General features: G+C 40.5%; 13 protein-coding genes. 9 read left to right on the forward strand and 4 right to left on the reverse strand.

Annotated elements, in window-relative coordinates:
• Positions 1-59: 59 nt before the first annotated feature.
• From P0077_RS08480 to P0077_RS08520, 9 genes are all read left to right on the forward strand, one after another.
• On the forward strand, positions 60-2,564 hold the full coding sequence (locus P0077_RS08480; RefSeq protein ID WP_276168677.1) for a heavy metal translocating P-type ATPase: 2,505 nt from the start codon (positions 60-62) through the stop codon (positions 2,562-2,564).
• Between the two features lie 204 nt (positions 2,565-2,768).
• Entirely contained in the window at positions 2,769-3,791 is a 1,023-nt protein-coding gene (locus P0077_RS08485; protein WP_276168678.1) for a LacI family DNA-binding transcriptional regulator, read from the forward strand.
• A 267-nt stretch (positions 3,792-4,058) separates the two neighbouring features.
• Positions 4,059-5,138, forward strand: coding sequence for an isocitrate/isopropylmalate dehydrogenase family protein (locus tag P0077_RS08490; RefSeq protein WP_276168679.1), 1,080 nt, complete (start codon positions 4,059-4,061; stop codon positions 5,136-5,138).
• Positions 5,139-5,143: 5 nt separating this feature from the next.
• The gene (locus tag P0077_RS08495; protein ID WP_276168680.1) at positions 5,144-5,782 is read left to right on the forward strand and encodes a cyclase family protein; all 639 of its coding nucleotides are present in this window, start codon (positions 5,144-5,146) and stop codon (positions 5,780-5,782) included.
• A gap of 6 nt (positions 5,783-5,788) precedes the next feature.
• Entirely contained in the window at positions 5,789-7,174 is a 1,386-nt protein-coding gene (locus P0077_RS08500; RefSeq protein WP_276168681.1) for a four-carbon acid sugar kinase family protein, read from the forward strand.
• Between the two features lie 6 nt (positions 7,175-7,180).
• Positions 7,181-8,449, forward strand: a complete 1,269-nt coding sequence (locus P0077_RS08505; protein ID WP_276168682.1) for an MFS transporter — start codon at positions 7,181-7,183, stop codon at positions 8,447-8,449.
• A 9-nt stretch (positions 8,450-8,458) separates the two neighbouring features.
• Entirely contained in the window at positions 8,459-9,484 is a 1,026-nt protein-coding gene (locus tag P0077_RS08510) for a Gfo/Idh/MocA family protein (protein ID WP_276168684.1), read from the forward strand.
• 211 nt (positions 9,485-9,695) lie between these two features.
• Entirely contained in the window at positions 9,696-10,697 is a 1,002-nt protein-coding gene (locus P0077_RS08515; protein WP_276168685.1) for an LLM class flavin-dependent oxidoreductase, read from the forward strand.
• A 124-nt stretch (positions 10,698-10,821) separates the two neighbouring features.
• Entirely contained in the window at positions 10,822-11,277 is a 456-nt protein-coding gene (locus P0077_RS08520; protein ID WP_276168686.1) for a hypothetical protein, read from the forward strand.
• Positions 11,278-11,284: 7 nt separating this feature from the next.
• On the opposite strand, the gene P0077_RS08525 is transcribed toward P0077_RS08520, so the two are convergent.
• The 4 genes from P0077_RS08525 to nirD all read right to left on the reverse strand — a co-directional run bounded on the left by P0077_RS08525 (position 11,285) and on the right by nirD (position 14,847).
• Positions 11,285-11,875, reverse strand: a complete 591-nt coding sequence (locus P0077_RS08525) for a precorrin-2 dehydrogenase/sirohydrochlorin ferrochelatase family protein (protein WP_276168687.1) — start codon at positions 11,873-11,875, stop codon at positions 11,285-11,287.
• Complete coding sequence (locus tag P0077_RS08530) at positions 11,862-13,715, reverse strand: sensor histidine kinase (RefSeq protein WP_276168688.1); 1,854 nt, start codon at positions 13,713-13,715, stop codon at positions 11,862-11,864. Before P0077_RS08530 ends, P0077_RS08525 begins: the two co-directional genes overlap by 14 nt.
• A 27-nt stretch (positions 13,716-13,742) precedes the next feature.
• Positions 13,743-14,336: a DUF4202 domain-containing protein gene (locus tag P0077_RS08535; protein ID WP_276168689.1), complete on the reverse strand. Its 594-nt coding sequence runs from the start codon at positions 14,334-14,336 to the stop codon at positions 13,743-13,745.
• Between the two features lie 133 nt (positions 14,337-14,469).
• Positions 14,470-14,847 carry a nitrite reductase small subunit NirD gene (gene nirD / locus P0077_RS08540; protein ID WP_276168690.1) on the reverse strand — a complete coding sequence of 126 codons (378 nt, stop codon included), beginning with the start codon at positions 14,845-14,847 and terminating at the stop codon, positions 14,470-14,472.
• Between the last annotated feature and the right edge of the window lie 33 nt (positions 14,848-14,880).

Genomic DNA, 14,880 nt, shown 5'->3' on the forward strand with positions numbered 1-14,880 from the left:
TAATTGTGTAAACGATTCGCGCTACCTCTTAGTAATTTTACATTTTAAAATTAAGAGGAATGACACATACCTATCATATACACGGAATGACTTGTAACGGATGTCGCGGCCATGTGGAGCAAACGCTCTCCAAGGTCGCTGGGGTGACAAGTGCTTCTGTAAATTTGGAGAAAGAAGAAGCCGTCATTGAGATGGAATCTCATATTACTTTAGATACTTTTCAACAGGCGCTAAAAGATGATGGCGGTTCATACAGCATTCATGATCTAGGGGAAGGTCCACACCATGAGGCAGCTGAAAAACCCAAACTGCAGGGCAAGGGTACCGGCACTTTCTATTGCCCCATGCATTGTGAAGGTGATAAGACCTATGATGAAGCAGGTGATTGTCCCGTTTGTGGAATGGATTTAGTGGAAGAGCAAAATTTAAATGCGACATCTTCCGAGAAATGGACGTGCCCCATGCACCCAGAAGTTATCCGTGATGAACCGGGAAGTTGCCCTATTTGCGGTATGGACTTGGTACCTATGGAACCCGACCTTTCCGCAGAAGAGAAAACGTATAAAAAGCTCATAAACAAATTCTGGCTGGCACTCGGCTTTACGCTACCCATCTTTATCATTGCTATGAGCGAGATGATTCCGAACAATCCGCTATATGCCATTATGGAACAAAAATGGTGGAACTGGATACAGTTGGGACTTTCTATTCCCGTTGTGTTCTATGCCACGTGGATGTTTTTTGAACGCGCCTACCGAAGTATAAAAACATGGAACCTGAATATGTTTACCCTTATCGGTATTGGTGCCGGGGTGGCATGGCTTTTTAGTGTATTCGGAATGTTGTTTCCGGACTTTTTCCCACCACAGTTCAAAACGGAAACAGGTGCGGTGCACGTCTATTTTGAGGCGGCAACGGTCATACTTACTTTAGTGTTGATGGGCCAAGTGTTGGAGGCAAGGGCACATAGCAAAACCAATTCCGCCGTAAAAGAATTGTTGAAGTTAGCACCCAATAAAGCGGTACGCGTTGTTGATGGAAAAGAGGAAGAAGTTGCTATAGACCAAATCCAAAAAGGCGATGTGCTTCGTGTAAAACCAGGAGAGAAAATCCCGGTAGATGGTTTTATTGTTGAGGGAACGACCACTGTAGATGAATCTATGATTTCTGGAGAACCGCTTCCCGTAAATAAGGCGGAGAAAGATGAGGTCAGCAGCGGTACCATAAATGGCAACCAATCCTTTTTAATGAAGGCGGAAAAAGTGGGGAGTGAGACGCTGTTATCTCAAATCGTTCATATGGTTAACGATGCTAGCCGAAGCCGCGCTCCCATTCAGAAATTGGCAGATACGGTGTCCAGTTATTTTGTACCTGCTGTGGTGCTTATTTCTATAATTACATTTGTGGTATGGGCCATTTGGGGTCCTGAACCTGCGTATGTATATGCTTTGGTGAACGCAATTGCAGTTTTGATAATCGCTTGCCCTTGTGCTCTAGGTTTGGCAACGCCAATGTCCGTTATGGTGGGTGTGGGCAAAGGAGCTCAGAATGGGGTACTGGTCAAAAATGCCGAAGCTTTGGAAAAAATGTACAAAGTAGATATGCTGATTGTTGATAAAACGGGAACGATTACCGAAGGAAAGCCCACCGTGGAAGCCATTGGCACGTCTAAAGGCGAATATTCCGAAAAAGAAATATTGCAGTTAATAGCTTCTTTGAACAGTTCCAGTGAACATCCTCTTGCGGAAGCTACCGTAACATACGGGAAAGAACAAGGCGTAGAAATCTTGAAGACCGATAGTTTTAATGCCGTAACCGGAAAAGGGGTAGAAGGTAAAATAGAAGGGAAGAAAGTTGCTTTGGGCAATTTAAAAATGATGGAGCATGCAAAGGCCTCTTTAGGAGCAAACCTGAAGCATGAAGCCAACGAGCAACAGAAAAAAGGCAAAACGGTATCGTATTTATCCGTAGGTGAGCAGGTGGTGGGTTATGTTGTTATTGGCGATAAAATCAAAGAAACAAGTGCTCAAGCAATTCAGGCTCTTCAGGAGAAGGGTATAGCTGTGGTAATGCTAACAGGAGATAATCATGATACCGCCAAAGCAGTTGCCAAAGAACTTAAGCTTGCGGATTTTAAAGCAGGAATGCTTCCTGAGGACAAGTTGAACGAGGTAAAAAGGTTGCAAGAACAAGGTAAGGTAGTCGCTATGGCAGGTGATGGAATAAACGATGCCCCAGCGTTGGCAAAAAGCGATGTGGGTATAGCTATGGGAACCGGAACCGATGTGGCTATAGAAAGTGCGATGATAACTTTGGTAAAAGGCGATTTGCACGGTATTGTAAAAGCAAGAAATTTAAGTGAGGCCGTAATGAAGAACATCAAGCAAAACCTGTTTTTTGCCTTAATCTATAACACCGTTGGTATTCCTATTGCCGCAGGAGTTTTGTTTCCTGTATTCGGTCTTTTATTATCACCAATGATAGCTGCTCTTGCCATGAGTTTTAGTTCCGTTTCTGTAATTGCGAATGCATTGAGGCTAAGAACAGTAAAAATAGATAGTTGATAATGGTCCTGGTTTAAAGTTGCGTCTAGATAAATCCCTTAGAATTGTTTTAAAGAAGAGAGCGCTTACATGCAAATGATATAAAATTGTCTGTAGGGGTTCTCTTTTATGCCAAATAAATATTGATTTGCAACAACAGAATTTGCCCTATAAGCCATAAGGAAGTATATTTAAGTTATATTTGTCGCACTCATTTCTAGTGATTTGGATAAAAAACAAACGACCTTAAAGGATATTGCCGCGAAACTTAATGTTTCTATTTCTACCGTTTCTAGAGCATTACAGGGCAATACCCGCATCAGCGCACAAACCCGGGAAAAAGTTCTTGAACTGGCGCAAGAGTACAATTATTTTCAGACCAAGCATATCAACCCCTTTTCTAAAAAGAAGATACAAGCGGTAGGGGTTATTGTACCGAGTATAAAGTATCACCTCTATGCCATGGCCATTTCAGGTATTGAGGAAGTACTGGAAAAACACCAGATGCAGATAATCATCTGTCAATCGAACGAGTCGTACGAGCGAGAAAAAATATTGGTCAAAGAATTGATGGACATAGGAGTGTCTGGACTCATAGTTTCTCTGGCAAGCGAAACCAAAGAGTTCGACCATTTTCTGGAAGCTAAAAAAAGAAAAATACCATTGGTGTTTTTTAACCGCCTTTGCGATGAGGTCGAATCGGACAAGGTAATCATCGATAATTTTAAAGCGGCCTACGATGCAACCCAACATTTAATATCAGTAGGGTGTAAACGCATTGCCTATATTGGAGGACCAGAAATGCTACAGATAAGCTCTACCCGTCTTTTGGGTTATAAAAAGGCATTGATAGATGCCGATATTCCTGTAGATGATAAGTTTATTGAAAACACCAATTTTACGCGAGAAGGAAATCTAAGTACGGCCAGAAAACTATTGTACTCCCCGGAACATGCAGACGGGGTGCTGGCATTTAGTGATCAAGTAGCAATAGGGGTAATGCTCGCCGCAAAAGAGCGAGGCTTGAAAATGGCCGAAGATATTGCGATTATCGGCTTCAATAATGAGCCTATAGATGAGCTTTTGGAACCCTCTCTTACCAGTATAGATCAGCCCAGTTATGAAATGGGTGTAGAATCTGCAAAACTAATTCTAGATAGAATCGAAAACTACGAAAAGGAAGATTCACGTAAGGTCTTAAAATCAGAATTGGTGATTCGTAATTCTACGAACAAGAATAGATCATAGCTTCCTAGCCTTTCAATACTTTTCCGTATTTATTTTCATTAATCTGTCTTTTCGCAGGAATCAAGTGAAATAATTTCTTGGTCAAATATCTTTTTTGATTTAGAACAAAATTTTGCGCATAAATGTAACTTTCTTTAGGTAATTATATAGCGTTTTGTTCAGTATTTTATATATATTTATCGAAAATTCATTATATATCTGAAATAAAGTGATGTTTTGTGCAATTTTTGCGCAAAACATAATTCAACTACAATTACAAAAAATAAAATGGGAAAAACGTACAACATCGCTGTTGTTAATGGCGACGGCATTGGGGCTGAAATAGTTCCTGCCGGAGTTTCCGTGCTAGATGCGGTAGCAAAGAAATTCGGATTTAATTTAGATAAACAGGAGTTTCCTTTTGGAGCAGGTTATTTTAAGGAGCACGGCAAGTTTATGTCAGACGATGCTCTTGAAACTTTAAAGGAATTTGATGCTATATATTTCGGCGCCGTAGGCTTAACGGATGTTGATGATACCCTTCCGGCAAGAGATTATACATTTCGCGTAAGGACCTCTTTTCAACAATATGTGAATTACCGCCCCGTGAAGTTATTTCCGGGAGTTGAAAGTCCGTTGCGCTACAAAACGGAAAAGGATATTGACTTTGTTGTAGTGCGCGAAAACAATGAAGGCGAGTTTGTTCAGAGTGGAAAAATCATGCATGGCGACAAACCGGGCGGAATGGCAATGGATACCAGTATTTTCACTAGATTCGGTATTGAACGTATTGCGCATTATTCTTTCAAATTGGCACGTAAACGTAATAATAAGGTTACCAATGTAACCAAGTCCAACACACTTATCAATAGCCTTGCCTATTGGGACAGTGTAATTGCGGAGGTGGCACAAGAATACCCAGATGTTGAATACAATAAAATGTATATTGACAATGCATCGGCGAGTTTTGTTTTGCGTCCAGAGATTTTTGATGTTATTTTGACAACCAACCTTTTTGGAGATATCCTTTCTGATTTAGGAGGAGCCGTTATGGGTAGTTTGGGTCTCGGTGGAAGTGGAAATATCAATCCAGAAAAGGATTTTCCTTCTATGTTCGAGCCTATTCACGGTTCTGCTCCCGATATTGCGGGTCAGAATATAGCCAATCCTATCGGCCAGATTTGGTCTGCAGCCATAATGTTAGATCATTTGGGAGAAACCGAAGCGGCAAAAGATATTATGGCAGGTATAGAAGCTACAACGGCAAAAGGAAATCTAACAAAAGACCTTCGCGGTACGGCATCAACGTCTGAAGTGGCCGCCAGCGTAGTGGAGTATATTAATGCTACAAAATTGTCAAGCATATAATCAGAATGACGGATAAAAAAATTATTGACCTTACTTTGCCCATTCAATCCGGGGATAAAGGCGTGACCATCGATAAGGCCAAAACCTTGGCCGAAGACGGGTGGAATGCCACCACTTTACACTTGTATTCGCATAGTGGTACCCATATGGACGCTCCGTTGCATTTTGAGGTCAATGATCAAACGATAGATGAAATTCCGGTTGACCGGTTTGTTTCTGAGGCATGGGTAGTAAACCTTTTGGGTATTCAGCCTAAGGAATCCATTACCGTAGCGCATTTGGGATCGGTGGCAGAAAAGCTCGTAAATGGCCAAAGCATTCTCTTGCATACAGGATGGAGTAAAAAAGTAGGGACAGAAGAATATCGTGACGCCCTCCCTAGAATCAGCCCTGAATTGGCGCATTGGTTGGGAGAAAAAAAGGTGAATATTCTGGGTGTTGAACCCCCTTCTGTGGCGGATGTCAATAATATTCAAGAAGTGACCGAGGTGCATACCATTTTAATGAAAAACGATATAATTATTGTTGAGGGTTTAACAAATCTAGAGTCAATTTCACAGTCTAAAATCACCCTTGTGGCCCTTCCGTTGAAGGTAAAAAATGGTGACGGGGCACCTGCCCGTATAATTGCCATTCAAAACTAATTCGCAATGTCTCACCAAACACTTTTAGAATCGATTAAAGATGGGGAAGGCTTGCGTGGCCATGAGTCTGAGGTACGTGCTGAGCTAGCAAAAAACCCAAAATTGATCGTTGTTTTAGATGATGACCCAACAGGAACACAAACGGTGTACGATGTTCCGGTGATTACAGAATGGACGGAGGATATATTGGAAAGAGAACTTTTGGCCAGTCCTGTTTTTTTTATACTCACCAATTCTAGAAGTTTACAAGTTAATGAAGCCAATGCACTTGGGGAACTACTGGGAAGTAGATTGCAGAAATTGGCGGAGAAGCATCAAAAGAAACTAATTATTATCAGCCGAAGTGATTCCACGCTCAGAGGGCATTATCCTGATGAGGTCGATGCGCTGGAAAAAGGAATGGGCCTTAGGCATTCAAAGCAGTTATTGGTTCCTGCTTTTTTTGAAGGTGGTCGCTATACGTATGATGATATTCATTATGTAAAAGAAGGGAACGATTTTATCCCTGCAGCGGAAACTCCTTTTGCAAAAGACAATACATTCGGTTATACGTCATCCAATTTAAAAGACTGGATAGTAGAAAAATCAGAAGGGAAAATAGACCGAAATACTATCGATAGTATTTCGGTGAAAGAATTGCGAACTATATCATCCGAAGAAATAAAAACAAGAATTGAACAGCCAAATACCACACACTTGGTGATAAATGCCACGTCTTATGCAGATTTGCAGGTGATGGCACTTGCTGCTTTACAATGCAATGCACCCTTACTTTTTAGAACGGCGGCCTCATTTGTAAATGCCATTTCTGGTATTGACATAAAACCGTGTTTGAAGAAAGATGAAATTTTAATTGATCCATCTTCAAATGGTGCGTTAATCGTGGTGGGTTCCTATGTGCCTAAGACTACAGCTCAACTGGCTTACATTAAAGAATATGGCGATGCCAAATTTCTAGAGTTAGATGTAACCAATGTTTTTAATATTGACCTTTTCTGTAAAGAATTGGTGCTGTTGGTGGATAAGATAAATTTTAATATTAAGTCCGGTCGGGACGTAGTTGTTTTTACTAGTAGAAAAGTAGTAAAAGGAGCCACAAAACAAGAAAGCCTGGAAATTGTAAATCGGGTTTCCAACGCTCTTATCTCCATTGTAAAAAAGATAAGGATTAGGCCCAAATATATTCTGGCAAAGGGAGGGATCACATCAAGTGATGTAGCTACAAAAGGTCTCAATGTACGTCGTGCAAATGTTCTTGGGCAAGTGCTTAAAGGTGTGCCGGTTTGGCAATTGGACCAGAAGTCAAAATTTCCAGATATGCCTTACATCGTGTTTCCAGGGAACGTGGGAGATGATAAGGCGTTGTATGAATTAATCACGGTATTGAAATAAAAAAATATGAAGACTCAGGGCTATTTTCCAAAGCGGTATTTTATGGTTTTAGGCACATTTTTATTGGCCTTACTGCTTTATGTAGACCGTGTTTGTATCTCAGTGGCAAAAGACCCAATTTCTGATATGCTCAGTTTGAGCGATAAACAGATGGGTTGGGTGCTAGCAGCATTTTCCTTGGGATACGCCCTTTTCCAAACTCCGGCAGGCATGCTGTCAGATGCTTTGGGACCACGAAAAGTGCTTTCGGCCATCGTGGCCATTTGGTCCGTTTTTACGGCTTTAACAGGTGCAGCCTTCAATTTTATATCGCTTTTGGTGGTGCGGTTTCTTTTTGGAGCGGGAGAAGCGGGTGCTTTTCCTGGAATGTCAAGAGCAATTTATACGTGGATTCCTTTACAGGAAAGGGGCCTAGTTACTGGCATTAATTTTTCTGGTTCTCGATTGGGAGCGGCATTTGCGCTTCCTGCGGTAGCATGGTTGATCGATAGCTTCGGATGGAGGACTTCTTTTGTTATTCTCGGGGTTGTGGGCGTAGTTTGGGCGGCCGCTTGGTTTCTGTTTTTTAGGGATACTCCAGAGGAGCATTCCGGCGTTTCCGAACATGAAAAAGAGTTTATTTTATCTACAAGACAACAGCAAGATGCTAGTGTAAAGGCCGAAAAAATAAATATGGGCGACCTGCTAAAATCAAAAAATATATGGTTGGCCATGGGGCAGTATTTCTGCAGCAATTTTACTTTTTTCTTTGCCTTGACCTGGCTGTTCCCGCATGTGAAAAGTGAGTACGGGCTCAATACTATGGAAGCCGGTTTTTATACCGCGATTCCATTAATATTTGGTGCTTTTGGTAACTGGACCTCCGGCGCACTGAGTGATCGTATCTACAAGAAAGGAAATTGGGATAAGTCGCGAATCCTCCCGGCATCTATTGGTTTTTTTCTTGCTGCACTCGGACTAGTAGGAAGTATTTATATGGATTCCGTGGAAGGTGCAATCTTATGCTTGAGCCTTGCGATTTTTGGTGCCGATATGACCTTACCATCCTCATGGGCCTTTTGTGTGGATATCGGAAAAGAACATTCAGGTGCCGTATCGGGAACGATGAATATGGCGGGAAATATTGGTGCTTTTTTGACCGCTTTGGCATTTCCGTATCTACAATCTTGGACGGAATCTACAACTCCATTTTTTGTGGTGGGCGCATTATTGAATACTATTGCAATCGTAATGTGGTACAACATGAAACCCCAAAGACATTTTACTACCTACTAAACAGGAAACATGGCAAAATTAAAAGGCGTTTGTATAGGAGCGGGTTACTTTAGTCAGTTTCATTTTGAAGCATGGCAAAGAATAGATCAGGTAGAAATTGTAGGGGTTTGTGATGCCGTCAAAGAACGTGCGGAAGAAATCGTAAAGATGTATGGGTTTAAAAGGGCCTATGCCGATGTTGAAGAAATGTTCCGCCTAGAAAAGCCGGACTTTGTAGATATCATTACACCTCCTGAAAGCCATTTGGAACTCTGTAAATTGGCAGTGGCACATACTATTGATATTATTTGTCAAAAACCTTTGGCACCCACATTAGAAGAAGCCCGCGAGATAGAATCCCTTATTGCTGCATCTAACGTTAGAATGATGGTGCACGAAAATTTCCGGTTTCAACCTTGGCACCGTGAACTTAAAAAATTACTGGAAACTAATGTAATAGGCGACAAATTGCACACCATAAACTTGCGTATGCGTATGGGCGATGGTTGGCAAACGGACGCTTACATGAACCGTCAACCTTATTTTAGGGAAATGGAGCGCTTGCTTATTTATGAAACAGGAATTCATTTTATTGATGTGTTCCGATATTTGGCAGGGGAAATTACCGAAGTCTATGCAAAATTGAGGACGCTAAACAGCAACATAAAGGGTGAAGATTTTGCTTGGGTACATTTTGATTTTGAAAATGGGGGATTAGGGTTTTTAGATGCCAACAGGTACAATGAAAATACTTCCGAAGATCCAAGGTTAACTTTTGGTGCCGTGCTTATTGAAGGAGATAAAGGCAGCTTGAGACTTTACGATGATGGAAAGATTACGATTCAGCTTCTTGGGGAGAATGAAAAGGAGTATGAATATAGCTTTAATAATCAGAATTTTTCGGGGGATTGTGTTTTTGCCACGCAACAACATTTTGTATTGAATCTCATTTCTGAAACTCCTTTTGAAACCGATGTTGCCAATTATATTCCCAACATTTTGATACTGGAAAAAATCTACGAATCCAGTAAAAATGGAGTCCCGGTAAAAATCTAGATTATATCGCTTTTCGTCTTCATTATTATTGATGGATTCATGTAAATACTTGCCGTATTTTCACTGTAAGAAAACCACCTTAAGAACGACCAATATTTCCCTTTAAATTTAAAATTTCTTTAGTGTGCTGAACTACATGGATTTAGTTCATTGGCATGAGGGTTTTAGGTTTTAAAGGTGATTTATTCTTTAATTTTGAAGATAAGAAGACATGAAAGAAATGAAAACACCATATTCCATATTAGAATTAGCAACCGTCGGTGCAGGTTTTAAGCCAAAAGAAGTTTTTGACAATAGTCTAGAATTGGCACAAAAGGCCGAGGAGTTCGGTTACAACCGCTTTTGGTTGGCAGAACATCATAACATGTTGAGCATAGCCAGTTCTGCCACCTCAGTGCTTATGGGACATATTGCCGGTGGAACACAAAAAATAAGAGTGGGTTCTGGAGGGATTATGTTACCCAACCATTCGTCTTTGCTCATTGCTGAGCAGTTTGGTACTTTGGCATCCTTATACCCCAATAGAATAGATTTAGGGTTAGGGAGGGCACCTGGAACAGATCAAACCACTGCAAGTGCTATTCGACCGGATAGAATGCAGGCGGTATACCGTTTTCCCGAAGAATTGCACAATATTCAAAAATACTTTTCTAAAGAGAATCAGCATGCAAAAGTTAGGGTGCCTTTAGCGGAAGGGGTCGATGTGCCTATGTATATTTTGGGTTCTAGTACGGACAGCGCACATTTGGCGGCAAAAGAAGGTTTGCCTTATGTGTTCGCAAGTCATTTTGCACCCGCTCATCTTATGGAGGCGCTGAATATTTACTATAATAGTTTTCAGCCTTCTAAATATCTAGAAGAGCCTTATACTATGGCGGGCATAAATGTAATTGCTGCCGAAACCGATGCGGAGGCCGAGACCATTTCAACTTCTATGTTACGTTTAATATTAGGTGTATTGACCGGTAAGATTGATTATATGCAGCCACCGGTAAAGATGACAGCTGAGCTTAAACAAATTTCGGTAGACCCTGCTTTTCAACGGATGTTGAAATATGCTTTTGTAGGGAATAAGACTACCGTAAAACAGCAAACGGAGGAATTTATTAAACAGACCGGTGTAAACGAAGTCATTGCGGTTTCACATATTTATAATCAGGAAGACCGTATCAATTCATTCCGACTTTTTTCTGAGGTTATGAAAGAGCTGTAACAACAGTAAAGTTCTTAGGGTTTATTTTTGACCATACAATACTGATAAAGAAAGGTTTTTAATCGTTTGAATTAATAAAAATAGAATTGATTATCTTTCTTTGACTGTTGTAAACCAACCAAAAATGGAGTTGTCGAAGATTCTTTTAGCCGGACTCGTAGGAACCTCCCTAATGACTGCTTTCAGTTATTTGGTTGGCCACGTTTGCGATTCTGAACTTGGAGAGCCTAAATTGCTCAATAGGTTTTTGAATGGCTCAAAACGTCTAGATATTGAAGTAGGCGACGAAAGTATGTTGGGATGGCTGTTTCATTACTTGACGGGATTCCTTTTTGCCAATGCTATATCCCTTTATTTTAACCTGACCGAAAACCACCCTACATATGGTCTAGCGGTTATTTTGGGCTGTATTTTGGGGCTTTTTGGAGTTTTGGGTTGGGTAATTATGATCCGCCTTCATAGCTCTCCTCCTAAAATGAACCTTCAACTTTTTCTTTTGCAACTCGTGGGAGCACATGTTGTTTTTGGCTTAGGAGCAACTTTGGTGTTCAGATTTTGGGAGGCATGTACTGTGATGTAGGCAATAGCTATCTGTCCTTATCTTTTTTGTTGACTAGACCTTTTGTGAATTCGTTTAAGGTTTCCACTTTTTCCTCAAAATCCCCTTTGATGGTTTTTCTAAACTCGTTAAGGTTTTGTACTAGATCATCTATATTTTCAGGAATGACATCTTCAAAAAACTGACGTAAACGCTTTGCGGTCGTTGGGGATTTTCCGTTTGTGGAAATAGCCACTTTTACATTTCCCTTGGTGACGATTCCGCCCATATAAAAATCGCAGAAAGGTGGGTTGTCCGCCACATTTACCAATATACTCTGTGCCCTGCAATCATGATAAACTTGCTCGTTAACTTCAACCTTGTCCGTTGTAGCCACTACCATGTGTTTCCCTTCTAAAAAAGTTTTGTCATAGTCGCTAGTATGCATCGTAATATCAAACTTTTTAGCTAGGGCAATGGTTTCTTCCCTGAACATGGGCGATACCATTTCAACTTGTGCACTAGGGCTTGACTTTAGCAAAAACGTTAACTTTTCCAACGCCACGTTTCCGCCGCCTATGATTAAAATATTTAGATTCGATACTTTAAGAAATACCGGGTACAGTTCATTCCGCTCCATGTTCTTCTGCTTGTTTTTCTGTTTTGTAATTGATGGTGACACGTGTTCCTTCGCCAGGAATGGAATTTATAAACAACCTTCCGTTTATATAATCTATACGTTCTTTCATGAAAAAGAGGCCCATTCCACCTTCGCTGTTGTTCTTTGGTACTTTTCCTAATATAGAGTCATCAAAACCTTTGCCATCGTCATCAATAACTATACTTAAAATTTCGTCCTGAAATCTAATGGTTACCAAAATATAATTTGCTTCGGCATATTTAATGGCGTTATTCACCGCTTCCTGCACCACACGATACATATTGGTTTCTGCCAGTGAATCAAACCGTAGGTGTTCATCGGTCTTATTGTCGAATAAAACCGTTTTTCCTGTCAGTTTTGAAAGTTCTGCCGTCATTTTTTGAAGCGCAGGAAAAATACCGTGATCACTAAGCTCGGGGGGAGTTAGGTTAAAAGTGGCAGTACGTACCCCCTTGATCAAATCTGATGTCAAGGATTTTAGATACGCTATTTTTTCTTCCGTTTTTTCTTGGTTCTGAGGATCAATAGATTCAATATTGAATTTTAGTGCGGTCAGCATTTGCCCAATTCCGTCATGAATGTCTTTGGCAATACGCTTACGCTCTTCTTCTTGGCCTTCTACAATTTGGCTAGCCTGCACTTTTTTCTGAAGCATACGAGCTTCAAAATTCTGTTGTGTAAGTTGCTCAACCTTTATGCTGTTCTCCTTGCGTTCCGTTACGTCCGAGCATAGGATAAGTATACTCTGTTGCCGGCTGGATTTATGCATGGGAACGATAGACATATCTAGCCAAAAACTTTTTCCTTTTGGAGTGGTTATCTTTATTTCTTCCGTACGGATTACATTTTTTCTGTTGTTTTTTAAAACCTCTCTAAGATATTCTTGTTGGCCGGGATCAGCGGTTAGAATTTCGGACAACGGCTTGTTCAGTTGATTTTCGGTAATACCTAGTAGGTCCAGAAATTTTTTACTTATAAAAACAACGCTACCATCTTTTCTGGCACTTGCAAACAGAGCGGCATTATCAATAACAAAGTTTAATTCTTGTAGCTCCTGCAATGATTTTTCTTTCTCCGTGTATAGGCTTAGGGTTTCCTTTGCCTGATGCTCGGACTGGGCCCTACTTTCTATTAAATTGGCAATGGTTTTTCTTATTTGTATGGAAAGAGGTCTAAAAATGAACACAATTTCAAGTAGTAATATGAGTAGTGAAATTACGAGTAGCAGATATTCTTTTCGCTTCAGGTTTTTAAGTTGGGCCTTGCTACGTTCATCATATTGATTCACAATATCATCCATTAACTGAAGAAAGTTATTTTCATTTTTTAGAACTACGTCAACATTATGTTCCAGCCCAGCCGTGTTGAGACTCTGGTTGTTAAAGGATGTAATTATGGTTTCCGCAGCTTGTACCATAACGGAATGATGGGGTTCAAGTTTTTTGAACAACATCAGTATTTCAGGGTCTCTCTCGGCAGGAATACCTATTGCTTCGTCACCGTTTTGAAGTGCTAAATGCGAGTGTTTCCATATAGAGATGGTTTTGGAAAGTGCGTTGATTTTGGGCTTGATTTCTCCATTGGGAAAGGCGTTCTTAATCAGCAACAATTCTTTGGTCAGCTTTTGACTGTAGGCCCTTTGAAACCCTGCTACATTAATTACCCTAGAATCGCTAAGTTGGGAGTCTAGGTGGGATTGTATAAGAATTTGTGCCACAATAATCGTAAGCGCAATACCTGCCAATGCCAATAAGTACCATTTTCTGATACTCAGAAAAGTTTCGGAATCTAGCGGTAACCGATTTTTGTTTATTGGCATAGAATGTATTTAAGCGTCAGGAAACGTTTACTCAGCTATAGCCTTTGAAACTAGTTCTAACGATTTTTGTGAAAGTGGCAGTTGCAATGCAGCATTATGGCCATCTTCAGACATTTTTCTCCAAGTTTTCTGTAGAATATCTATTACTTTGGCATCTTCATGTTCAGAAGCAAATGGTTCAAAATAATGCTCTAAAAACACCAAACAAATAACATCCTCCAATGTTTGGGTATCCTCATTTTTCTTCAGTTGCTTTTTCTCTAGTAAAAAGGCCACTTTATCAATAGTTTCCTTGTTGTAACCTACTTCCTCTAATATGGAAGCTGCTTTTTTCGCATGGAATTTTTTTAGGTCCTGGCGCCATTTTAGATATCCTGTACGGTTCATTTCATAGGATTCCCGAGGAATTTCCCAGCGACAGATGTGTTGGCACCTTGCCGTTAGTTGTAAAGCTTCCGAGGCGTTGGGTGCAAAATCGTTCAATTTTTCCGTCATCCGAAGAGCATAAAGCAATTCTTTTGGGTAGGTTTTCCCAGAGGGAACGGTTTCTGTATGTGGGTCTTTTTCATTCGCCTTATCAAACAATGAAAAGGCTTGCTGTAATTTATCGGGCGATGTCATAGCGTAAATTTTGGCCCTAATATACGAATACCGTGAAACCTAGTACAGTTCTATGAAATCACTTTGTTCAACTCTTAAGAATTAAGGCTATTTTCGGGTGATTTTACACTTTTCTTATTTACCTGCTTACGTACTAGTCTGCAAAACCAACATACACAAAATCGTCCTCTATCTTAACGGGATAGGTGGCAATAGCATCAAGGCTTCCGTTTAGATTTTCGCCTGTTTTAAGCGAAAAGGTGTTTTTATGAAGCGGACATGCAACTTTGGGCTGCATATCTTCCTCTCCGATCATACCTCTAGAGAGTACCATCTCCATTTTATGCGGACATAGATTTTGGCATGCGTACCATGTGCCTTGGCGCGTAAAATTGAAAACGGCAATCTGTTTGTCCTTATACTTTATGCAAGCTCCACCGTTTTTCGGAAATTTTAGTGCTGGTCCTGCTTTGAACCAGACTTTTACATGAGCTGCTTGTACCGTTTCGTATGTGCTTAAATTTGCAATCATAATTTTGTGTTTTAAGTTTGAGATTTCACTGAA

This window comes from Zobellia alginiliquefaciens, assembly GCF_029323795.1.
Classification (GTDB): Bacteria; Bacteroidota; Bacteroidia; order Flavobacteriales; family Flavobacteriaceae; genus Zobellia; species Zobellia alginiliquefaciens.

Coding starts and splice junctions, on each gene's coding strand:
- P0077_RS08480 (WP_276168677.1), top strand. CDS start 60: ATGACACATACCTATCATATACACGGAATGACTTGTAACGGATGTCGC.
- P0077_RS08490 (WP_276168679.1), top strand. CDS start 4,059: ATGGGAAAAACGTACAACATCGCTGTTGTTAATGGCGACGGCATTGGG.
- P0077_RS08495 (WP_276168680.1), top strand. CDS start 5,144: ATGACGGATAAAAAAATTATTGACCTTACTTTGCCCATTCAATCCGGG.
- P0077_RS08500 (WP_276168681.1), top strand. CDS start 5,789: ATGTCTCACCAAACACTTTTAGAATCGATTAAAGATGGGGAAGGCTTG.
- P0077_RS08505 (WP_276168682.1), top strand. CDS start 7,181: ATGAAGACTCAGGGCTATTTTCCAAAGCGGTATTTTATGGTTTTAGGC.
- P0077_RS08510 (WP_276168684.1), top strand. CDS start 8,459: ATGGCAAAATTAAAAGGCGTTTGTATAGGAGCGGGTTACTTTAGTCAG.
- P0077_RS08515 (WP_276168685.1), top strand. CDS start 9,696: ATGAAAGAAATGAAAACACCATATTCCATATTAGAATTAGCAACCGTC.
- P0077_RS08520 (WP_276168686.1), top strand. CDS start 10,822: ATGGAGTTGTCGAAGATTCTTTTAGCCGGACTCGTAGGAACCTCCCTA.
- P0077_RS08525 (WP_276168687.1), bottom strand. CDS start 11,875: ATGGAGCGGAATGAACTGTACCCGGTATTTCTTAAAGTATCGAATCTA.
- P0077_RS08530 (WP_276168688.1), bottom strand. CDS start 13,715: ATGCCAATAAACAAAAATCGGTTACCGCTAGATTCCGAAACTTTTCTG.
- P0077_RS08535 (WP_276168689.1), bottom strand. CDS start 14,336: ATGACATCGCCCGATAAATTACAGCAAGCCTTTTCATTGTTTGATAAG.
- nirD (WP_276168690.1), bottom strand. CDS start 14,847: ATGATTGCAAATTTAAGCACATACGAAACGGTACAAGCAGCTCATGTA.